The 22,253-nt window shown below is 66.7% G+C and carries 18 protein-coding genes; 13 read left to right on the top strand and 5 right to left on the bottom strand.

Annotation, left to right across the window (positions count from 1 at the left end):
• The 6 genes from ACVWWN_RS11155 to ACVWWN_RS11180 all read left to right on the top strand — a co-directional run bounded on the left by ACVWWN_RS11155 (position 1) and on the right by ACVWWN_RS11180 (position 8,624).
• Positions 1 to 1,278: an MFS transporter gene (locus tag ACVWWN_RS11155; protein ID WP_457143946.1), complete on the top strand. Its 1,278-nt coding sequence runs from the start codon at positions 1 to 3 to the stop codon at positions 1,276 to 1,278.
• Between the two features lie 68 nt (positions 1,279 to 1,346).
• Positions 1,347 to 1,997: a TetR family transcriptional regulator gene (locus tag ACVWWN_RS11160; RefSeq protein ID WP_457143947.1), complete on the top strand. Its 651-nt coding sequence runs from the start codon at positions 1,347 to 1,349 to the stop codon at positions 1,995 to 1,997.
• Positions 1,998 to 2,090: 93 nt separating this feature from the next.
• Complete coding sequence (locus ACVWWN_RS11165) at positions 2,091 to 3,398, top strand: citrate synthase (protein ID WP_457143948.1); 1,308 nt, start codon at positions 2,091 to 2,093, stop codon at positions 3,396 to 3,398.
• 139 nt (positions 3,399 to 3,537) lie between these two features.
• Positions 3,538 to 4,998: an MFS transporter gene (locus ACVWWN_RS11170; RefSeq protein WP_457143949.1), complete on the top strand. Its 1,461-nt coding sequence runs from the start codon at positions 3,538 to 3,540 to the stop codon at positions 4,996 to 4,998.
• Entirely contained in the window at positions 4,988 to 5,407 is a 420-nt protein-coding gene (locus ACVWWN_RS11175; RefSeq protein WP_457143950.1) for a MarR family winged helix-turn-helix transcriptional regulator, read from the top strand. Before ACVWWN_RS11170 ends, ACVWWN_RS11175 begins: the two co-directional genes overlap by 11 nt.
• 88 nt (positions 5,408 to 5,495) lie before the next feature.
• Positions 5,496 to 8,624, top strand: coding sequence for an ATP-binding protein (locus ACVWWN_RS11180; protein WP_457143951.1), 3,129 nt, complete (start codon positions 5,496 to 5,498; stop codon positions 8,622 to 8,624).
• Here the strand turns inward: ACVWWN_RS11180 and ACVWWN_RS11185 are convergent.
• Complete coding sequence (locus tag ACVWWN_RS11185) at positions 8,621 to 10,174, bottom strand: phytoene desaturase family protein (RefSeq protein WP_457143952.1); 1,554 nt, start codon at positions 10,172 to 10,174, stop codon at positions 8,621 to 8,623. The two genes, ACVWWN_RS11180 and ACVWWN_RS11185, sit on opposite strands and share 4 nt — an antisense overlap.
• A 17-nt stretch (positions 10,175 to 10,191) precedes the next feature.
• On the bottom strand, positions 10,192 to 10,440 hold the full coding sequence (locus ACVWWN_RS11190; RefSeq protein ID WP_457143953.1) for a DUF2630 family protein: 249 nt from the start codon (positions 10,438 to 10,440) through the stop codon (positions 10,192 to 10,194).
• 30 nt (positions 10,441 to 10,470) lie between these two features.
• Between ACVWWN_RS11190 and ACVWWN_RS11195 the strand changes: the two genes are divergently transcribed.
• Complete coding sequence (locus ACVWWN_RS11195) at positions 10,471 to 10,845, top strand: FKBP-type peptidyl-prolyl cis-trans isomerase (RefSeq protein ID WP_457143954.1); 375 nt, start codon at positions 10,471 to 10,473, stop codon at positions 10,843 to 10,845.
• 2 nt (positions 10,846 to 10,847) lie between these two features.
• Here ACVWWN_RS11195 and ACVWWN_RS11200 read toward each other — a convergent pair whose 3' ends face one another.
• Positions 10,848 to 12,188, bottom strand: coding sequence for a sensor histidine kinase (locus ACVWWN_RS11200; protein ID WP_457143955.1), 1,341 nt, complete (start codon positions 12,186 to 12,188; stop codon positions 10,848 to 10,850).
• Positions 12,189 to 12,222: 34 nt separating this feature from the next.
• Positions 12,223 to 12,933, bottom strand: a complete 711-nt coding sequence (prrA, locus tag ACVWWN_RS11205) for a two-component system response regulator PrrA (protein ID WP_457149087.1) — start codon at positions 12,931 to 12,933, stop codon at positions 12,223 to 12,225.
• 152 nt (positions 12,934 to 13,085) lie between these two features.
• Here prrA and ACVWWN_RS11210 point away from each other — a divergent pair, with 152 nt between their 5' ends.
• From ACVWWN_RS11210 to ACVWWN_RS11235, 6 genes are read left to right on the top strand one after another with little or no spacing between them, the layout of a single operon-like run.
• A complete protein-coding gene (locus ACVWWN_RS11210; protein ID WP_457143956.1) occupies positions 13,086 to 14,075 on the top strand; it encodes a phospholipase D-like domain-containing protein in 990 nt (329 codons plus the stop codon).
• Entirely contained in the window at positions 14,068 to 14,655 is a 588-nt protein-coding gene (locus tag ACVWWN_RS11215) for a chromate transporter (RefSeq protein WP_457143957.1), read from the top strand. Before ACVWWN_RS11210 ends, ACVWWN_RS11215 begins: the two co-directional genes overlap by 8 nt.
• Positions 14,655 to 15,200, top strand: a complete 546-nt coding sequence (locus ACVWWN_RS11220; protein WP_457149088.1) for a chromate transporter — start codon at positions 14,655 to 14,657, stop codon at positions 15,198 to 15,200. Before ACVWWN_RS11215 ends, ACVWWN_RS11220 begins: the two co-directional genes overlap by 1 nt.
• A gap of 53 nt (positions 15,201 to 15,253) precedes the next feature.
• Positions 15,254 to 17,146: an ABC transporter ATP-binding protein gene (locus tag ACVWWN_RS11225; RefSeq protein ID WP_457143958.1), complete on the top strand. Its 1,893-nt coding sequence runs from the start codon at positions 15,254 to 15,256 to the stop codon at positions 17,144 to 17,146.
• A gap of 51 nt (positions 17,147 to 17,197) precedes the next feature.
• Positions 17,198 to 19,171, top strand: coding sequence for an ABC transporter ATP-binding protein (locus ACVWWN_RS11230; RefSeq protein ID WP_457143959.1), 1,974 nt, complete (start codon positions 17,198 to 17,200; stop codon positions 19,169 to 19,171).
• A complete protein-coding gene (locus tag ACVWWN_RS11235; RefSeq protein ID WP_457143960.1) occupies positions 19,168 to 21,036 on the top strand; it encodes an ABC transporter ATP-binding protein in 1,869 nt (622 codons plus the stop codon). Before ACVWWN_RS11230 ends, ACVWWN_RS11235 begins: the two co-directional genes overlap by 4 nt.
• Before the next feature lie 36 nt (positions 21,037 to 21,072).
• Here ACVWWN_RS11235 and ACVWWN_RS11240 read toward each other — a convergent pair whose 3' ends face one another.
• Positions 21,073 to 22,179, bottom strand: coding sequence for an epoxide hydrolase family protein (locus ACVWWN_RS11240; RefSeq protein ID WP_457143961.1), 1,107 nt, complete (start codon positions 22,177 to 22,179; stop codon positions 21,073 to 21,075).
• Positions 22,180 to 22,253: the final 74 nt, after the last annotated feature.

A 22,253-nucleotide genomic window follows, 5' to 3' on the forward strand; every position in this document is an offset into this window, starting at 1 on the left:
GTGCGAAGACTCTTCGCGGACACCACGCCGCTTCGCACACTGGACTTCCGGCGGCTCTGGTTGTCGGGCATCGTCACCGTCGTCGGTGCCAACCTCACGATTTTCGCGGTGCCGGTCCAGCTCTATGCGCTGACGCAGAACTCCGCGTACGTGGGCCTGGCCGGCCTGTTCGCGCTCGTGCCGCTGATCGTCTTCGGCCTCTGGGGCGGCGCCTGGGCCGACGCGATGGACCGCCGAAAGCTGCTGATCATCGCGTCGTGCGGGCTTGCCTTCGCGTCGGTGCTGCTGTGGCTTCAGGCCGCGCTGGCGTTCAACAACGTGTGGGTGGTGCTGTGCCTGCTCTCCGTCCAACAGGCGTTCTTCGCGGTCAACCAGCCCACCCGGTCGGCGGCGATCCCGCGCATGCTGCCGCTGGACCAGCTACCGGCCGCCAACTCCCTGAACGTGACGGTCATGCAGTTCGGCGCAATCGTCGGCCCGCTCTTGGCCGGGGTGATGCTGCACTGGGTCGACTTGTCCACGCTGTACCTGATCGACGCGATCACCTGCCTGGTGCCGATCTGGGCGACGATCCGGCTGGCGCCGATGCCGCCGTTGAACGGTAAGGGTGGCTCCTCCAGGTGGGGATTCGCTGCGGTACTCGACGGCTTCCGCCATCTGGCTGGGAGCCGGGTGGTGCTGATGTCGTTCGTCGTCGACCTGATCGCGATGATCTTCGGCATGCCACGCGCGCTCTTCCCGCAGATGGCACATGAGAGCTTCGGCGGACCGGTGGAAGGCGGCACCACGATCGCGCTGCTCGCCGCGGCCATCTCGGCGGGCGCGGTCGCGGGCGGGCTGTTCTCCGGCTGGCTGCCACGAGTCCGGCGGCAGGGTCTGGCGGTGGTCATCGCCATTGGGGTGTGGGGCGTTGCCATGGTCGGTTTCGGCCTGGCCGCCGGTCTGGCCGACGGCAGAGCCGGCGCACTGCTGTGGGTCGCCCTGGCACTTCTGGCGATCGGCGGCGCGGCGGACATGGTGTCGTCGGCGTTCCGGTCGACGATCCTGCAGCAAGTGGCGTCCGACGACTTGCGCGGTCGCCTCCAGGGCGTGTTCACGGTCGTCGTGGGCGGGGGGCCACGGCTGGCCGACACCGTGCACGGCGCTGCCGCGGCGGCGGTCGGCACCACGGTCGCGGCCGCCGGTGGTGGTGCGCTGGTCGTCGTGGGCGTGGCGATCGCCGCACTCTGCGCGCCGGCGTTCCTGCGTTACCGGGTGGCCGAGAACGACAAAGTATGAACACCGCCAAGTGCCTGTGCTTGCCATTTCCTAAGAGATTTCATATCTCCGCGCGTTAGCATCCGGACGTGGCTGAAGTCAGGGGGGAGCCAGCCCCCGGTCTGCGCGAACGTAAGAAGCAACGCACTCGCGCCATGCTGATCGACGCCGCCGTCGAACTGTGTGAGCGGCAGGGCTTCGATCGCACCACCGTTGACCAGATCGCGGCCATCGCCGATGTCTCGCCCCGCACCTTCAGCCGCTACTTCGCCACCAAGGACGCCATCGCACTGGCCCTCATCGACGAGGTGCTCGAACGGACGGCGCTCGAACTGGCACGGCAGCCATCCGACATCAGTCATTTCGATGCGTTGCTGCGGTCCCATGTGTTGATGGCCAACGCCACCAAGCTCGCGCCGGCAGGAGCGCTCTCCGCCGACCGGCTGATGTGCATCGTGCGGATCATCATGTCGTCGCCCGCGCTGCGCCAGGCCGTCATTGAGTTCCGAGCCAACGCGATCGCCGTCGAGTTGGCCAAACGGATGGGAGCGGGCCTGGACGAGCGCAGGCTGCAGCTGATTTCCGCGGTCTGGGGGTCGATCATCATGACCGCCCTGAGCGATCTGGGGCAGGCCGGGTTGGATTGGTCACAGCTGAGCATCGACGACGTCGTCGGCCGCGTGGAGCTCACCTACGCCGAGTTCACCCGCGAGATCGCCGGCGCTCGCCAGCCTGCGTGAGCATCTGCCCGACCCCCGCGGGCGTGACCGCTGGAATGGGACTACCTTTTGTGGGGCAGACTCCACTTTCCCGGCAGCGAAGAAGGGATCCCCGTGGCCGATAACCCGTCTTCTGGGCAAGAACACGCCACCCTCGATTACCCAGGCGGCAAGCTCGATCTGGACATCGTCGCCGCCACGGAGGGGGCCGACGGCATCGCGCTCGGCTCGCTGCTGGCCAAGACGGGCTACACCACCTACGACGACGGCTTCGTCAACACCGCGTCCACGAAGAGCGCCATCACCTACATCGACGGGGACGCCGGCATCCTGCGGTACCGGGGCTATCCGATCGAGCAGCTGGCCGAGAAGTCGACCTTCATCGAGGTCTGCTACCTGCTGATCTACGGCGAACTGCCCACCAAGGACGAGCTCGAGACGTTCACCACACTGATCCAGCGCCACACCCTGCTGCACGAGGACCTCAAGCGGTTCTTCGACGGCTTCCCGCGCAACGCCCACCCGATGCCGGTGCTGTCCAGCGCGGTGAACGCGCTGTCCGCGTACTACCAGGACTCGCTGGACCCCTTCGACGACGAGCAGGTCGAGCTGTCCACCATCCGGCTACTGGCCAAGCTGCCGACCATCGCGGCGTACGCGTTCAAGAAGTCGGTCGGCCAGCCGTTCCTGTATCCGGACAACTCGCTGACCCTTGTCGAGAACTTCCTGCGGATGACGTTCGGATTCCCCGCCGAGCCCTATGAGGTCGACCCGGAGATCGTCCGCGCGCTCGACCTGCTCCTGATCCTGCACGCCGACCATGAGCAGAACTGCTCGACGTCGACGGTGCGGCTGGTCGGCTCGTCGCAGGCCAACCTGTTCACCTCGATCTCCGGCGGCATCAACGCGCTGTGGGGTCCGCTGCACGGCGGCGCCAATCAGGCGGTGCTGGAGATGCTCGAGAAGATCCGCACCGAGGAAAGCGACGTGCACACCTTCGTCAAGAAGGTGAAGGACCGCGAAGACAACGTCAAGCTGATGGGCTTCGGCCACCGGGTCTACAAGAATTACGATCCGCGGGCCCGCATCGTCAAGGAGCAGGCCGACAAGATCCTCGGCAAGCTCGGCGGCGACGACGAACTGCTCGACATCGCCAAGGCGCTCGAGGAGGTCGCGCTCACCGACGATTTCTTCATCGAGCGCAAGCTCTATCCGAACGTCGACTTCTACACCGGCGTGATCTACCGGGCCATGGGCTTCCCGACCCGGATGTTCACCGTGCTGTTCGCGCTGGGACGGCTGCCGGGCTGGATCGCCCATTGGCGCGAGATGCACGACCACGGCGGCGGCAAGATCGGCCGTCCGCGCCAGATCTACACCGGCTACACCGAACGCGACTACACCACGATCGGCGGCCGCTAGCCCTTGGGCGATCTTCGCCAGAATCGAATGCCAGGACATGGAATCGGTCGGTCAGCGACCCTCGGTTCTGTCTCGGCGGTAACGAACGTCACTGGCCAGCGGCTTGTGATCATCACAGTTGTAGTTTCACAATGGTTGTGTGAATGAAACCGTCGTTCGGTCACTGAGCCCCAGGCGCAAGGCCATCATCCTGGTCTCCTGCTGCCTGAGCCTGCTGATCGTGTCGATGGACGCGACGATCGTCAACGTCGCCATCCCGAGCATTCGTACCGACCTGCACGCATCGGCTTCCCAACTGCAGTGGGTCATCGACATCTACACCCTGGTGCTGGCGTCGCTGCTGATGCTGGCCGGCGCCGCGGGGGACCGGTTCGGCCGCAGGCGCACCTTCCAGATCGGGCTGAGCCTCTTCGCGCTCGCCTCGCTGATGTGCAGCCTCGCGCCCAATATCGAGACGCTGATCGCCGCGCGCCTGCTGCAGGCCATCGGTGGCTCGATGATGAACCCGGTCGCGATGTCGATCATCACGCAGGTATTCCGCGAGCGAGTGGAACGGGCGCGTGCGATCGGCGTCTGGGGTGCTGTGGTCGGCATCGCGATGGCGCTTGGCCCGATCGTCGGTGGCGCGCTCATCGAGTACGTCGGCTGGCGTGCGGTGTTCTGGATCAATCTGCCGATCTGCGCGGCGGCCATCCTGCTGACCGCGATCTATGTCCCGGAGTCGAAGTCGGCCACCATGCGCGACGTCGATCCCGTCGGTCAGACCCTGGGCATGGCGTTCCTGTTCGGCGTCGTGTACGTGCTCATCGAAGCGCCGGGCATCGGCTGGGCCAGTGTCCGCGTCATCGCGGTCGCGGCCGTCGCGATTCTCGCGTTCTTCGCCTTCCTGCGGTATGAGTCACGGCGTCATGACCCGTTCATCGACCTGCGGTTCTTCCGAAGTATCCCGTTCGCATCGGCGACCCTGATTGCCGTCTGTGCGTTCGCCGCGTGGGGCGCCTTCCTCTTCATGATGTCGCTGTATCTGCAGGGCGAACGCGGTTTCTCGGCGCTGCACACCGGGTTGATCTATTTGCCGGTTGCCGTTGGCGCACTGGTTTTCTCGCCACTTTCCGGTCGGATGGTCGGCCGGTTCGGCAGCCGTCCGTCACTGCTGGTGGCCGGTGTCCTGATCACTGCCGCGACGCTGATGCTCACCCAACTGTCGGCGACCACACCCGTGTGGCATCTGTTGACGGTCTTCGCCGTCTTCGGCATCGGGTTCTCGATGGTGAACGCCCCCATCACCACCGCTGCGGTCAGCGGCATGCCGACCGACCGCGCCGGTGCGGCTTCCGCGGTGGCCTCGACCAGCAGACAGGTGGGCGTCAGTCTCGGCGTGGCCCTGTGCGGTTCGATCGCGGGCGCCGCACTTGCCACGCCCGGCGCAGATTTCGCGGCGTCGGCCGGCCCGCTGTGGTTCGTCTGCGCGGGCCTCGGTGTCATCACCTTCGCGCTGGGGCTGTTCTCGACATCGTCACGGGCGCACCGCTCCGCGGACCGTCTGGCGCCGCTGATCGCCGAGCCCGTCGCACCGCGGGAAGGTGTCCATGTCGAGTAGCCCTGTGGTGGAAGAGGTCTGGCGCGTGATGGCGTCGTTGGTGCTCGACAACCGTGACGGCTGGCGGCGTGCGGTCATCGAGCAGACAGGGTTGCCCTTCAGCAGGATTCGAATCCTGAAGCGGCTGAGCCGGCGACCGATGACCGTGAAGGAGGTCGGGCACGCCACGGCCATGGACGCACCGGCGACCACGGTCGCGATCAACGACCTGGAAGACCGCGGGCTCGTCGTCCGCGCGACCGATCCCGCCAATCGGCGCTGCAAGCTGGTCTCCCTCACCGAAGCGGGTCGCGAGGCCGTCCGGAGGATCAATGCGATCGACGATCCACCACCGTCCACGCTGTCCGCGCTGGACGCCGGGGACCTGGAGGCACTGCGGGCGATCCTCGACAAAGTCGCCACCGCCTGATCGGCGAAACATCAGCCAGGGCCGCTGACCAGCCGGCTCAACCACCCTCGCTTCTGTTTCGGCGGCCAAATCCATATCCTGGTAGCCGGTGGCGATATCGTGCGGTTCATGCGGCGCCGAACTGCGGGACGGTGCCCGGTTCTGCGACGCGTGTGGTTCGAAGGTGGCCGCGGACAGCCATGCCGAATACAAACAGGTGACGGTGCTCTTCGCCGACGTGGTGCACTCGATGGACATTGCCGCTGCTGTCGGCCCGGAGCGCCTGCGCGAGATCATGGCCGAGGTGTTTCGGCGCTCGTCGGCAGTCGTCCGGCGCTACGGCGGCACCGTCGACAAGTTCACCGGCGACGGCATCATGGCGGTATTCGGGGCGCCGATCGCACTCGAGGATCACGCGGCGCGGGCCTGCCGCGCGGCGTTGGACATCCAGAAGGACGCCCGGAGCCTCGCAGACGACGTCGACGGTCGCGACAACGTCACCTTGCAGCTGCGGATCGGGCTCAACTCGGGCGTGGTGATCACCGGCGAGATCGGCTCTGGGCCAATGAGTTACACCGCCATCGGTGAACAGGTCGGGATGGCGCAGCGAATGGAGTCGGTGGCACCGCCGGGCGGGGTGATGGTGAGCGCTTCGACTGCGCATCTCGTCGACGCGGTCGCGATGCTGGGCGAACCCGAGCAGGTGCACATCAAGGGGGTCCGGGACCCGGTGCCGGCCCGCACGCTGCTGGGCATGGTGCGGGGTCGGCGGGCGAACCGAGCAGAGCCGACATTTGTCGGACGGCAATGGGAGATGGCCGCTCTCGACGGTGTTCTCGGCCGCGTCCTGGTTGGCAACGGTGCCATCGTCGGTGTCGTCGGCTCGCCGGGAATCGGTAAGAGTCGGATGGTGCGCGAGCTGACCGCCAAAGCGCTGGACGCCGGCGCCCAGGTGGCCGCCACCTATTGCGAGTCGCACACCACCGAGGTGCCATTCCACACCGCTGCCGGCCTGCTTCGATCGACGACCGGCCTGGACGGTTTGGACGACGCGGCGGCGCGGTCGCTGGTGAGGGCCCGCTTCCCGGATGCCGACGAGGAGGATCTACAACTCCTCCACGACCTGCTCGGCATCGGCGACCCCGCGGCTGTCCTGCCGCAGATCGATCCCGCCGCGCGTCGTCGCCGGCTCACGGCGATGGTCCAAGCCGCCGCACTCGAGCGCACCACTCCCGTCGTGTACATCATCGAGGACGCACATTGGATCGACGGCATCAGCGAGTCGATGCTGGCGGAGTTCCTCAGCGTGATTCCTCAAACGCCGTCGTTGGTCCTGATCACGTACCGGCCGGAATACGACGGAGTGCTGGCCCACGCACCGCGGGCGCAGACGATCGCCCTCGAACCCCTCGACAACTCGCAGATGCTGGCCCTGGGGACCGAGCTTCTCGGTGAACACCGGTCGGTCAACGACCTCGTCGAACTCATCGCCGAGCGGGCGGCCGGAAACCCGTTCTTCGCCGAAGAAATCGTGCGCGATCTGAGCGAGCGCGACGTGTTGGTCGGCGGTCGCGGATGTTATCTGTGCGTCGATCGCATCGCCGACGTCCGGGTGCCCCGCACCCTGCAGGCGGTGATCGCCGCGCGTATCGACCGTCTCGACCCCGCAGCCAAGCGCACGCTGAACGCCGCGGCGGTCATCGGCTCGCGCTTCTCGCCAGATATGTTGCAGGCTCTCGGGGTCGAGTCGGTGTTGGGCGATCTGTTGTCTGCCGAGCTCGTCGACCAGACGGCATTCAATCCGCGGCCCCAGTATGTGTTCCGGCATCCGCTGATTCGAGCGGTCGCCTACGAGTCGCAGCTCAAATCCGAGCGTGCACAGCTGCACAGGCGCGTGGCTGCCGCGATCGAGCAGGATGACGAGAACGCTGCGTTGATCGCCGAGCATCTGGAGGCGGCGGGCGACCTGCCCACCGCATACGAGTGGCATATGCGAGCGGGAAGCTGGTCGACCAACCGCGACGTCGCCGCGGCGCAACTCAGCTGGGAGCGTGCCCTCCAGGTCGCCGATGCCCTGCCACCCGATGCGCCGAACCGAATGGCGATGTGCATCGCGCCGCGCACACTGATCTGCGGGAACATGTGGAAGCGGTTCCACCACGACATCTCCTCGCGCTTCCTGGAGTTGCAGGATCTGTGCACCCAGGCCGGCGACAAAGCCTCGTTGGCGGTGGGAATGGCCGGTATGACGATCGACCATGTGCTGCAGGGTCGCGTCCGGGAAGCCTCGCGGCTGGCATCGGAGTACATGACGATCGTGGAGTCGATCGACGACCCAGCGCTGACGATCGCGCTGTCGTTCGCGGGAATCGTTGCCAAACACGAGACGGGCGAGACAGCGGAAGCGCTGCGATGGACCCAAGCCGTCATCGATCTCGCGGTCGAGGATCACGACAGGGGCAACATCATCTTCGAGTCCCCGCGCGCCACGGCCCTGGCATGGCGGGGTACCGCGCGTTTCCGGACAGGTGTGCCCGGCTGGCGCGAGGATTACGAAGAGGCGATCGCCATCGCTCAATCCCGTTCCGACACGCTGTCGCTGGTCGCGATCCTGACCTACAAGTACGCAGGTCTCCCCCGCGGAGTGTTCCTGGCAACCGATTCCGTATTGCGCGAGATCGAAGCGGTGATGACGCCCGTCCAGCGGTCGAGCGACGACCTCGGCTTGGTTTTCCTGCGCCTGACGCTGGCGGTGGCGCTGATACACAACGGCGCGGAGCGTACCCGCGGCTACAAGGGCATGCGCAGCCTGCGTGAGACATGCATCAAGGAGACGTACGCGCTGAACATGCTCCCCGTGATCGACTCCTATCTCGCCCTGGAGCGTGCGGAGTTCGGTGAAGTCGATGATGCGGTCCGGCGGTGGGGGGCGATTGTCGACGAAATGGAGAGCGATGGTCGCTTGAGCAACATCGATATTCCACTCATGTTCATGGTGGAACAGCTGCTCGAGCTCGGCGAATGCGACAGAGCCGAGCACGAATTGAAGCGGCTGGAGTCGTTGGCCGACGACCGCGAATGGGATTCGCGCGCAATCGGCGCGCTTCGACTGCGAGTCCTGCTGACCCGGGCGCGCGGCGACGAGACCGAATACCGCGAGCTGCGGGAGCGCTACCGCGCCATGGCCGACCGATTAGGATTCGAGGCCCACATGGCATGGGCCCAGCAGATGGTCTAGCTTTCCAGCACCGCCATCGCCGCGTTGTGGCCGCCGATGCCGGACACCGCGCCGCCGCGTCGGGATCCCGATCCGCACAACAGAACCCGGTCGTGAGCGGTCTCGACACCCCAGCGTCGCGCGGGGGTGTCGAGCGGTTCGTCGTCGTCGACGAACGGCCACGACAGTCCACCGTGGAAGATGTTGCCGCCCGTCATGCCCAGGGTGTGCTCCAGGTCCATCGTGGTTTTGGCCTCGATGCACAACCGGCCCGCGGCGTCCTCCATCAGCACGTCCTGGATTGGTTCGGCGAGAACAGAATTGAGCGAGTTGAGGACCGCCGATGTCAGGGCGTCGCGCATCCTGTCCGGGTCGCCGCCCACCACCAGATCGTGCGGGGTATGGACGCCGAACACCGTCAACGTCTGCGCGCCGGACTCGCGCAGACCGTCCGACAGGATGGTCGGGTCGGTCAGGGAGTGACAGTAGATCTCACACGGCAGCGGGTCGGGGATCACCCCGTGCGCCGCGCGGATGTAGGCGGTGTCCAGTTGGCTGTAGGTCTCGTTGATGTGGAACGTCCCGCCGAACGCCTGCTCGGGAGTGACCGTCTCGTCGCGCAGTCGCGGCAGCCGTCGCAGCATCAGGTTGACCTTCACCTGCGCCCCCGGCGCCATATCGGGTCCGGGCTCGCCCAGCAGTTCGGCCAGCACGGCGGGTGTGACACCTGCCAGCACGAACTCGGCATGCACGCGGCGCTCCGAACCGTCGTGGCGATACCGGACCTCCCCATCGGGGCTTATTTGATAAACGTCTGCACCCGTGATGATTTCGGCACCGTGACCGGCTGCGGCGGCGGCGAGTGCACCGCTGACCGCGCCCATTCCCCCGATCGGGACGTCCCAGTCGCCGGTTCCGCCGCCGAGCAGGTGGTAGAGGAAGCACACATTCTGTGCCAGGTCCGCATCGTCGATGCGGGCGAACGTCCCGATCACGGCGTCGGTCGCCATCACGCCGCGCACCAGGTCGTTGGCCACAGCTTCGGTGATCGTGTGTCCGATCGGGCGCCCGGTGATCGCGTGCCAGGCCGCCTCGGCGTCGGGATCGCCGCCGGTGGTCACCAGGCAGCGCGCGTCGGCGCGGGTGCGCAGCGGCTCGATCAGCGTGGGCCACAGTCGCGAGGTGACCATCCGGCAGCGGCGGTAGAACTCGCCGAAGCCGGCCTCGTCGCCGGCCGCGCCGATGGACTCGAACGTCGCCCCTGGGCCGATCAGCAGACCGGTCCGGCCGTCGGTCGTCGGGTCGGGGGTGTAGGAGGAATAGCGGCGACGCACCAGGCGTACCCGCACACCGAGATCGTCGACGATCCGCCTGGGCAGCAGGCTGACCAGATACGAGTAGCGCGACAACCGGGCGTCGACACCGTCGAATGCATGCGCGGACACCGCCGCACCGCCCACGTGATCGAGCCGCTCCAGCACCTGCACCCGGCGCCCTGCCCTGGCGAGATAGGCCGCGGCGACCAGGGCGTTGTGCCCTCCGCCGACGATGACGACTTCGGGCCTCGTCATCACGTCAGCCATCCGAATCAGCCAAGGTAACCCTCGACCTCGTCGGCCGGGCGGACCTGGGCCTCACGCGGATCGCGTCCGGTTTCACGCAGCGCCCTGCGCTGCCGGAGCAGGTCCCAGCACTGGTCGAGCGCGACCTCCACGGCACGCAACCGCTGGTGTTCCTCCGATTCGTCTATCTCGTGGTGCTGCAGTTTGTCGCGCAGTTTCTTTTCCTCGGCCACCAGTTGATTGACCTGGGTGAGAATGTCTTCGTCCTTAGCCACGGGTCCAGTCTGCCCGACTACCGTGGGCACGTGACTTCTAATGCAGGACAGAAACCGGAGATCGACTTTCAGGATGGACCCGCGCCGACCGAGTTGGTGATCGAGGACGTGGTTGTCGGGGACGGTGCGGAGGCGGTGCCCGGCGGCAACGTCGAGGTGCATTACGTCGGTGTCGAATACGACACCGGTGAGGAGTTCGACAGCTCGTGGAACCGCGGCGAGTCCATCGAGTTCCCGCTGCGCGGCCTGATCCAGGGCTGGCAGGACGGCATACCGGGCATGAAAGTCGGCGGCAGGCGTCAGCTCACCATCCCGCCCGAGCAGGCCTACGGCCCCGCCGGCGGTGGACACCGATTGTCCGGGAAGACGCTCGTATTCGTCATCGACCTGCTGGGCACCAAGTAGCGCTAGCGCGGGCCGGGCAGCCTCAGCAGCAGGCGCGCGCCGCCCAACGGGCTGGCCTCCAAAGATGCTGTGCCGCCGTGTAGTTCGGCCTGCTGCGCCACCAGCGCCAGGCCGAGGCCCGAGCCGGAGTGCGACGCCGTAGACCCGCGGGAGAACCGGTCGAAGACCACCCTGCGCTCCTCCTCCGGTACGCCGACGCCATCGTCGTCGATGGCGATCTCGACACCGGCGCGCGAACTGACGGCCGACAGCTGCACCCGCCCGGCCCCGCCGTGTTTGACGGCGTTGGCTATCGCGTTGTCGACGGCCAGGCGCAGGCCCGCGGGCAGGCCCACGATGATCACCGTCGGCGCCGGTGCCAGGGAAACTTCGAGATCGGGGTAGACCCGCATCGCGTCATGCGCCGCACGGTCCAGCAGTTCGGTGATATCGACCGGCACGTGGTCATCGGACGTGGACAGCTCGCCCTGCGCCAGCCGCTCCAGCGCGCCCAGGGTGGCCTCGATCCGTGACTGCGTGCGGATGACGTCGTTGACCACCTCCTTGCGCTGCTCCTCCTGCAGATCCAGGGTCGAGAGCACCTCGAGGTTGGTGCGCATCGCGGTCAGCGGCGTGCGCAGTTCGTGCGCGGACACCGCGGAAAAATCGCGGGCCGATGCGAGCGCCGACTTGGTGCGGTCCTGCTCCTTCCAGATGCGCTGCAACATGCCGTTGACGGCGTCGGCGATCTCCACCGCCTCGGTCGCGCCGCGCACCTCGACGTCGGGCGCCTCGTCACCGGCGTCGATCTGCCTGGTCTGCTGGGCCAGCCGTTTGAGCGGGCGCACCGCGAAGGCGGCCAGCAGCCAGCCGAGTAGCGTCGCCGCCCCGACCGAGAACACCCCGATGATCAACACGCGCCGGTGCAGATTGTTGGTGTCGGCGATGGTCGCGTCGTAGGTGGCGCCGACCGCGACCGACATCGGCTCGGGCACCCGGATATCCACGGTTCGCACGCGGTAACGGATGCCGTTCACATAGGTGTCGGCGTATCCCGGGTCGAGCTCGGGCAGCACGACGTCGGAGTTCGACGTGACCTGGTTGTCCTTGCGGACGGTGATGACCGCGTCCTGGTCGTTGGGAGATTTGGGGATCTCGTCGAGGCCGCGCGGCAGAAACGGGATCGCGAAACCGGCCGCCTCGTCGAGCCGGCGGTCCAGCCGCTCCTTGCGGTCATTCGTGATGCCGATCCACACCACCGTGCACACGATGACGACGACGATCGCCGCGCCGATCGCCGTCGCCAGCGCCACGCGGGTGCGTAACGACGGGGTGCGACGGAAAATCCGCGACAGCTGCTGCATCAGTGCATCCGATTGTGATTCCCGCAAGCACTCATCACTGCGTCCTCAAGACGAAACCCACTCCTCGCACCGTGTGCAGCAACCTGGGCGCGCCACCGGCCTCGAGTTTGCGCCGCAGATAGCCGATGAACACGTCGACCACATTGGTGTCCGCGGCGAAGTCGTACCCCCACACCAGCTCGAGAAGCTGCGCGCGGGAGAGCACCGCGGTCTTGTGCTCGGCGAGCACGGCGAGCAGGTCGAACTCGCGCTTCGTGAGGTCGACGTCCACGCCGTTCACCCGGGCGCGCCGGCCGGGGATGTCCACTTCCAGCGGACCGACCGCGATGGTCTCCGACGAGAACGTCGCGGTCGACCCGCGTCGGCGAAGCAGCGCCTTGACCCGTGCCACCAGTTCGGCGAGCACGAACGGCTTGACCAGGTAGTCGTCGGCGCCGGCTTCCAACCCAGCAACCCTGTCGTCGACCGAGCTGCGGGCGGAGAGCACGCAGACCGGGACGTCGTTGTCCATCGCGCGCAACGCGGTCACCACGCTGACGCCGTCGAGCACCGGCATGTTGATGTCGAGCACGATCGCATCGGGGCGGGTCTCGGTGGCGCTGCGCAACGCCTCGGCGCCGTCGACGGCGGTGGATACGTCGAAACCGGACAGCCGCAATCCGCGCTCGAGCGAGGCGAGCACATCGGGGTCGTCGTCCACCACGAGCACCCGGGGCGAAGCCGCACCACTGTCCATGCCCGCAATCTTGCCTGATGCTGTGCCCCGCATGTGAAAGGCGCGGAAGCGGCCCTGCTATCACCTTCGCAGCGGTCCCATCACCGCGACGTCACGGGTACCTGAACGTTCGCGTGTCAGCAAAGCGACGATATTAGGCCGGTGCTAGCATCGGTCAAATTATGCTCCCGCTATCTCCGCGCGTCATTGTCGAGCCCGACGACGGCCTGGAACCGGTTCGTGAATTCATCAATTCGGCCGAGAATTCGCTGTTGATCAAGCAATTCACGTTCACCGAGCCGACTTTGATCCAGGCCGTGATAGATCGCCGGCGGGCCGGTGTCGAGGTGCGGGTCCAACTCAATGCGCAGCGGTCCGGCGGCGACCGCGCCAATGACGAGACCTACGAGCAATTCCGGAGCGCCGGAATAGCCGTCCAGTGGTCCAATCCGAGGTTCTACGTGACGCACGAAAAGTCCATTGTCGTCGACGAGAAGGCGGCGCTCGTCGCGACCTTCAACCTCTGCGCGAAGTACTTCACGCTGACCCGCGACTACGGCATCGTGACCGACAATCCCTATCACGTTGCCCAGATCGTCGAGGTTTTCAACGCCGACTGGGAACATCGGGACTGGGACTGCTCGGCCTATGAGGGTCTGCTGTGGAGCAATTCGAATTCGCGCTACCACATGGCGCAATTCATCGACACGGCCAATGAACGACTCGACGTGCAGCATCCCAAATATGTCGACGCGGTGATTCTGGAACGCCTGGCCGCGGCCGCCGACCGCGGCGTGAAAGTGCACGTGCTGTGCGGCGGTAAGCACGGGATCAGCGAATGGGACATTCTCGACACCTTCGCGTCGCTGCGGACGTTGCGCCGGTTCGGCGTCAAGGTGCACAAGCAGAAGAACCTGAGGGTGCACGCGAAGTTGATTGTCGTCGACAACAGAGATGCGCTGGTGGGCTCGATGAATATCGACCGCAGCGCATTCGATCTGCGCCGGGAACTGGGCATCATGACCGACGCTCCCGCCGTCGTCGCCCGGCTCAAAGAGGTGTTCGACGCCGACTGGGACAGCTCACACCACTACGACGCCCCGGACCCGCTCGAGCCGGCCCAGCACCACGAGGCTGACTTCCCGCACGACGCCGACCTGATGCATGAGTGAGGCCGATCCTCCGCTCGAGCACGAGATCGGCCCGCAACTCGAGAAAGTCTCCCTTGGCGAGCTCGCCTGGACCTTCAACCATATAGCGCTCGCCTCGTTCGGCGGCGGGCTGTCCGCCTGGTCGCGCGAAGTGCTGGTGGTCGAAAAGCAGTGGATGCGCGAAGAGGAGTTCCTGTCCGCCATGACGATGTGCCGGATTCTGCCCGGCGCCAACCAGGTGAACATGGCCGTGTTCGCCGGGTCCAAGATGCGCGGCCTTGCCGGGGCGGGCGCCGCACTGTTCGGGCTGTGCCTCATGCCGGTGGTCTTCATCATGGTGGCCGCCTACTTCTACTTCCGGTTCAAGGAGATCCCCGCGGTGAAGGGTGTCCTGCACGGGGCATCCGCCGCGGCCGTCGCGTTGACGTTGGCGATGGTCATCCAGACGGGCCGGAAATGCCTGACCGGCCCGATACCGGTCGCGCTCTTCGCGGCCGCGTTCGTTCTGAACGGCCTTGTGCGGTGGCCACTTCCGGTGGTGCTGGCCATTCTCGCGCCGGTCGGCCTGATCTGGGCGTGGCCGAGGGAACGCACCGCGTGATCCACACCTATCTGCAGCTGGCCGGCCTGTTCGCGTCGCTGTCACTGTTGTCGATCGGCGGCGGGAACGCGGTGCTGCCCGAGATGCACATGCAGGCGGTGCGGGGCCATCACTGGATGACAGACAGCCAGTTCGCCGACATCTTCTCGATCTCCCAGACTGCCCCGGGGCCCAGCATCCTGATCGTGACCCTGGTCGGGTACGGGGCGGGGCTCACCGTCGGGGGAGTGCCTGGCGCGATCATCGGCGGCGTGATCGCCACTGTCGCGATGATCTTCCCGGCGGCGTCGCTGATGTATGCCGTCACCCTGTTCTGGAAGAAGGCCCAGAAATCGAAGTGGCGAATCGCCGTCGAGAAGGGGTTCGCACCCCTGACCGTCGGCCTGATCATGGCGACCTCGCTGGTGATGAGCCGCGCCGCCGACCACGACTGGCGGGCCTATCTGCTCACCGCGATCTGCACCGCGATCTTCATCGTCACCAAACTGAATCCCTTGCTCGTGGTCGCCGCGGCCGGGGTGATCGGCTATTTCGGCATTATCTGACACGCCGGGGAAGCCGTTGACCTCATCCATTGTTGAGGTTTTACGGTGATTTGATGAGCATTGAAACGGTAGCCCGGCAAACCTTGTACCGGCAGGCGCACGCACGCGGCGGTGACCTGCGGTCTCTTGCCGACCGTCGGCTGCTCGGCCGGATTTGGCGCTTCGCGGGTCGTCACCACCGCCGACTGGGCGCATTCGTGGGGGTCAGCGTCGTCAGCGCACTCCTCGGCGTGGCCACTCCGCTGCTGGCGGGCCGGGTGGTCGACGAGATCACGGGCCGCGGTGCGCCGGGGGTCGTGGTGGCGCTGGCGGCGGTGATCGCGGCGGTCGCCGTCGCGGAGGCCGGTATCTCGCTGGTGACGCGGTGGTTGTCGTCGACGATCGGCGAGGGGTTGATCCTCGACCTGCGCACCGCCGTGTTCGATCACGTGCAGCGCATGCCCGTCGCGTTCTTCACGCGCACCCGCACCGGGGCGCTGGTCAGCCGGCTCGGGAACGACGTGATGGGCGCACAACGGGCCTTCTCCGACACGCTCTCCGGAGTCGTTGCCAACGTCGTCACGCTCACCTTGACGCTGGTGGTCATGCTCAGAATCTCCTGGCAGGTCACGTTGTTGTCGCTGGTTTTGATGCCGTTGTTCGTGTACCCCGCCCGGCGCATCGGCCGGGCGATGGCGAGGCTGTCCCGCGAGGCCGCGACCCACAACGCAACGATGAACACCCAGATGACCGAACGGTTCTCGGCACCCGGCGCCACCCTGATCAAACTGTTCGGCAGCCCCGAGCGCGAGTCACGCGAATTCGAGGACCGCGCCGGGCGGGTGCGCGGCATCGGGGTGCGCACCTCGATGCTGCAGTCGGTCTTCATGAACTCGCTGACGCTGATGTCGGCGCTGGCGCTGGCGCTGGTTTACGGCCTTGGCGGCGTGCTGGCCATCGGCGGTCACCTGCAGACCGGCGCCATCGTGTCGCTTGCGCTGCTGCTGACCCGGCTGTATTCGCCGCTGACGGCGCTGGCCAACGCGCACGTCGAGATCGCGAGCGCGCTGGTGAGCTTCGAGCGGGTCTTCGAGGTGCTCGACCTGGTGCCGCTGATCCGGGAGAAGCCGGACGCCGTTCCCGTGCCCGGCCAAGAAGACCGGGTGTCGGTGTCGGTCGAGTTCGACGACGTCAGATTCTCCTACCCGTCGGCCGACAAAGTGTCGCTCGCCTCGCTCGAGGAGGTCGCGGTGCTCGACCAACGCGATGGCGACGAAGTGCTGCACGGCATTTCGTTCACTGCGCAGCCCGGCCAGATGGTGGCACTGGTCGGCTCGTCCGGCGCGGGCAAGTCCACGATCGCGTCGCTGCTCGGTCGGCTGTACGACGTCGACGCGGGAGCGGTGCGGCTCAACGGGGTCGACGTTCGCGACCTGACCTTCGCGTCGCTGAAGGACGCCGTCGGCATGGTCACACAGGACGGCCACCTGTTCCACGAGTCGATCCGGTCCAACCTGCAGCTCGCCGCACCGGGCGCCACCGACGACGACCTGTGGCGGGCGCTGGAACGGGCACGGCTGGCCGACGTCATCGCCGACATGCCCGACGGGCTCGACACCGTGGTGGGGGAGCGCGGTTACCGGCTGTCCGGCGGTCAGCGGCAGCGGCTCACCATTGCGCGCCTGCTGCTGGGCACCTCGCGGGTGGTCGTGCTGGACGAGGCCACTGCATCGCTGGACTCCGCATCCGAAGCCGCGGTGCAGCAGGCGCTCGCGGAGGCACTGGAGGGGCGGACGTCGCTGGTCATCGCCCACCGCCTCTCGACGGTGCGGGCCGCCGACATGATCCTCGTCGTCGAGGACGGCCGCATCGTGGAACGCGGCACGCATGAGTCGCTGCTGGCCCGCGGCGGGCGCTACGCCGAGCTCTACGAGACCCAGTTCGGGGAGGAGCCGGTGGCGGCGTGACCGATTCCGGTTCGGCGTTAACAGTTTGCGGGCCATGGGAAGATCTGAATAGTGGATAACCCCGTCAAGGCCCTGCGCTCGTCGCCGGCCATCGCGCCGCCGCCCGAAAGCCAGCGAACCGGCTCCGATTTGCGGCGACTGCTCCCCTACCTGTTGCCCTACCGGGTGCGCTGGATCGCCATGGTCGTCGTCGCGATGGTGAGCCTCATCGCCACGGTGGGGATCCCGCTGATGACCAAGGCGGTGATCGACGGTCCGGTGCGCCATCAGGATCAGCAGGGGCTGTGGGTCCTGGGCGCAGGGGCGGTGGGCCTGGGCATCGCCGAGGCCGTGTTGTGGTTCATCCGGCGTTGGCTCGTCGCCCGCGCGACCATGGGTGTCGAGGCCGACATCCGCAAGGATCTCTACGCGCGGCTGCAGATACTGCCGATGTCATTCCACGGCCGCTGGCAGTCCGGCCAGCTGTTGTCACGGATCATGAACGACCTCAGCACCATTCGCCGGTTCATGTCTTTCGGCATGGTTTTTCTGCTCCTGAACGTCATTCAGATCGCCGTGGTGACGGCCATCCTGCTGGCCATGTACTGGCCGCTCGGCGTGGTGGTGCTGGTGTCGATCGTGCCCATCACGCTGATCGTGTTGCACTTTCAGAAGGAGTACACGCGGCTCTCCCGGCTCGCGCAGGATCAGGCCGGGTCCGTGGCCACCCACGTCGAGGAGTCGGCACTGGGCCTGCGGGTGGTCAAATCGTTCGGGCGGGAGGACTACGTCTTCGACCGGTTCGACGAGCAGGCCACCGACCTGCACGACACCCAGGTCGGTCGGGTGCTGGTGTCGGCGAAATTCTGGACCCTGCTCGAGGTCATCCCGAACCTCACCCTGATCGTCGTGCTGGGTTTCGGTGCCTACGCCGCGGGACACGGCCTGGTGACCATGGGCACGCTGGTCGCGTTCATCACGATGATGCTGTCGCTGGTGTGGCCGATCGCGTCGCTGGGCTTCCTGTTGTCGATGACGCAGGAGTCGTTCACCGCGGCCAACCGGATCGCAGAGATTTTCGACGCGCCACTGGAAATCACGGACGGCGCCCAATTCGACGCGCCGCTCGGCGGCCGGCTGGAACTCGACGACGTCAGCTTCAGGTTCCCCGACACCGACGGAGGCGAGCCGGACAGAATGGCGCCGTCCGGCGAGCCGGACAGATGGGCACTGCGACATGTCAGTGTCACCGTCGAGCCCGGCGAGACATTGGCGCTCGTCGGCGCCACGGGGTCGGGTAAATCGGTGCTGGCGGCCCTGTTGTCGCGGCTGTACGACGTGACCGAGGGTGCGATCCGCATCGACGGACGCGACATCCGCGACATGCCGTTGGAGACGCTGCGAGAGACGGTGGCGACCGCGTTCGAGGATCCGACGCTGTTCTCGATGTCGGTCGCGGAGAACCTGAGGCTCGGACGCCCTCAGGCCACCGACCAGCAGCTGGCCGAGGCGATCAGCGTGGCCGCCGCGCAGTTCGTCTACGACCTGCCGTTCGGCCTCGACACCCGCATCGGCGAGCAGGGTATGAGCCTGTCCGGCGGGCAGCGGCAGCGGTTGTCGTTGGCCCGCGCGATCCTGGCGGCGCCGAAGATCCTGGTGCTCGACGACACGCTGTCCGCACTCGATGTGCACACCGAGGCCGTCGTCACCGAAGCGCTCGGGCGCGTGCTTCATGCGGTGACCGGCGTCATCGTCGCGCACCGCGCGTCCACCGTGCTTCTGGCGGACAAGGTCGCGCTGATCGAGCGCGGAACCATCACCCATGTCGGCACCCATGCCGAGCTGCTCGCCCGAGTTCCCGAGTACCGCTACCTGTTGGCCGCCGACGACGAGCTCGACGATGGCTGCGAGCGGACCTGCGCCTGGGAGGATGACCAGGAACGCGCGCGCCTCGGCCTCGCCCACGAGGAGCAGGAGGCCGTTGAAGACTGTCAGCCGGGTCGCCGCGAACGGCGTTATGCGACATCGGAAGGTGAGCGCCGGTGACCGCGACCGAGACCAGATCCGTCGACAGTCCCGAAGATCCCGACGACAGCACGGACAGCTGGCGCGGCCGGTTCGACGAAGGCCGTGACGACCTGCCGATCGACGAATCCATCCCCCGCCGCCGCGAGGCCCGCCGTCTCCTGGGCTTGCTGTTGCGTCCCTACCGCTTTGCGGTCGCGATGCTCGCACTCGTGGTCGTGGTGGAAAACGCTGCGAGGCTTTCGGTGCCGATACTCGTGCAGCGCGGTATCGACCACGGCATCCCGCCGATTCTCGACGGTGGGTCCTCGCGTGAGCTGATGATCATCGTCGGTGCGCTGTGCGCGGTCGTGGTGACTCAGGCCGTCAGCCGGATGCTCTTCCTGCGCCGGTCGGGCCGCATCGGCCAGCGCATCCTGCTCGAGTTGCGGCGCATGGTGTTCCGACATTTCCAGCGCCTCGACATCGCGTTCCACGACCGATACACGTCGGGCCGGGTGGTCAGCCGGTCCACCAACGACGTCGAGGCGATCCAGGACATGCTGGAGACCGGCTTCGACAGCCTGATCACGGCGGTGCTCACCCTCGGCGGCACCGCGGTCCTGCTCGTGGTTCTCGACGTCCGGCTCGGGTTGATGTGTCTGGGCGCATTTCCGATCCTGGTTCTGCTCGTCTGGTGGTTCAGCCGCGAGTCGTCGCGTACCTACCGCAAGGTGCGTGAGAGCGCCGCGTTGGTGATCGTTCAGTTCGTCGAGACGATGACCGGTATCAAGGCCGTGCAGGCGTACCGGCGGGAGCCGCGCAACCAGGAGATATTCGAGGACATCGCCGATCGGTACCGGTACGACAACGAGCGGACGTTCGAGCTGCTCGCGGTCTTCATGCCCGGCGTGAAGCTCGTCGGCAATCTCACCACCGGCGTGGTGCTGCTCTACGGCGGCTACCGGGTGCTGCACGGTGAGATGACCATCGGCACGCTGGCCGCGTTCCTGCTGTATCTGCGGATGTTCTTCGAGCCGATGCAGGAGATCTCGCAGTTCTTCAACACCTTTCAGTCCGCGTCCTCGGCGCTGGAGAAGTTGGCCGGGGTGCTGGCCGAGCGCCCGGGAATCGGCGATCCGGAGAAGCCGGTCGAACTGTCCTCGGTCCGCGGCGACGTTGAATTTCACGACGTGCGCTTCTCATACGTGCCGGATCGCCCGGTGCTGCCGGATCTTTCGCTGATGGTGCCGGCCGGGCAGACCGTGGCGCTCGTGGGTACCACGGGGGCGGGCAAGACCACGCTCGCCAAGCTGATCGCCCGGTTCTACGACCCGACGTCGGGTTCAGTGACGCTGGACGGGATCGACCTGCGCGACCTTTCGCAGAGCGAGTTACGCCGTCACGTCGTGATGGTGACCCAGGAGAACTTCATGTTCGACGGGACCGTCGCCGACAACATCCGGTTCGGCAAGCCGGATGCCACCGACGGCGAAGTGCGTTCGGCCGCCGCGGCCGTCGGCGCAGACCGGTTCATCGACGCGCTGCCCGACGGCTATGACACCGACGTCGCCAAGCGCGGCGGCCGCTTGTCGGCGGGACAGCGCCAACTCGTCGCATTCGCCCGTGCGTTTCTCGCCGATCCCGCAGTGCTGATCCTCGACGAGGCGACGTCGTCGCTGGACATTCCCAGCGAGCGGATGGTGCAGCGGGCGCTGGAAACCGTGCTGGCGGATCGGACCGCTCTGGTCATCGCGCACCGGCTGTCGACCGTTCAGGTAGCCGACCGCGTATTGGTGCTCGAGCACGGCCGCATCGTGGAGGACGGCCCACCCGACGACCTGATCGGCCGCGCCGACGGCAGGTACGCGGCGTTGCACCGGGCCTGGGTGGAGTCGTTGGCCTAGCCGCAGTCTCGGCAGCTGTGAAAGGCCTGCGCCCCGCTAGCGGACGGTCGCGAAGAACGTCCGCACATCCTCGACGAACAGCTCCGGCTGCTCGAACGCCGCGAAGTGTCCGCCGCGCGGCATCTGGGTGTAGTGGGTCACGTTGTAGGAGTCCTCACACCAACTACGCGGTGCGCGCAGGATCTCCTTCGGGAACGCGGCGATGCCGGTGGGCAGCTCGACCCGACGGTCGCCGCCGTCGAAGATGCGGAAGCTCTCCCAGTACAGCCGCGCCGACGACGCCGCAGACGCGGTGATCCAGTACAGCATCACGTTGTCCAGCAGCTCGTCGCGGGTGAGCACGTTCTCCGGATGGCCGTCGCAGTCGGTCCACGACCAGAATTTCTCGACGATCCACGCCAGCTGCCCGACCGGCGAATCGGTCAGCCCGTATCCGAGGGTCTGCGGCCGCGTCGACTGCTGTTTGGCGTAGCCGTTGTCCCACTGGCGGTAGTAGTCGATCCCTTCCAGCGCCTTCTTCTCCTCCTCCGTTGGGTTCTTCAGACCGCGGGGCGGCTGGACGAGTGGCATGTTCACGTGGATGCCCGCGCAGCGGCCGCCATTGCGGCCGATCTGCGTGGTGACCGCCGCGCCCCAGTCACCGCCCTGCGCGCCGTAGCGGTCGTAGCCGAGGCGGCCCATCAACGTCTCCCACGCCAGCGCAATCTTGTCGATGCTCCAGCCGGTGCCCCCGGGTTTACCGGAGAAGCCGTATCCCGGAAGCGACGGGCACACCACGTCGAACCCCGCGGCCGTCAGCGGCTCGATCACCTTGTGGAACTCGACGATCGATCCCGGCCAGCCGTGCGTGATCAGCAATGGGAACGCCGAGGCGTCGGCTGATCGCTGGTGGATGAAATGGATGTCGAGGCCGTCGATCTCGGTGGTGAACTGGTCGAACCGGTTCAGGGCGGCTTCGCTTGTGCGCCAGTCGTATTCGCCCGCCCAGTAATCGGCGAGCTCACGGGTGTAGCTACGTGGGATGCCCTGAGTCCAGTCGTCGACGCACTCGGCCTCCGGCCATCGGGTGCGGGTCAGCCGCTCCTTCAGGTCGGCGAGATCAGCGTCGGGAATCGAAATGCGAAACGGACTTATCGGGGCCACGGAGCCATCGTGTCACGGCCGCCATTTCTGCTGTGTGGCCTCCTTCTCCGGCCGGGGGTAGCGGCGCAGCGGCT

The sequence above is a fragment of the Mycobacterium sp. URHB0021 genome (assembly GCF_054057895.1).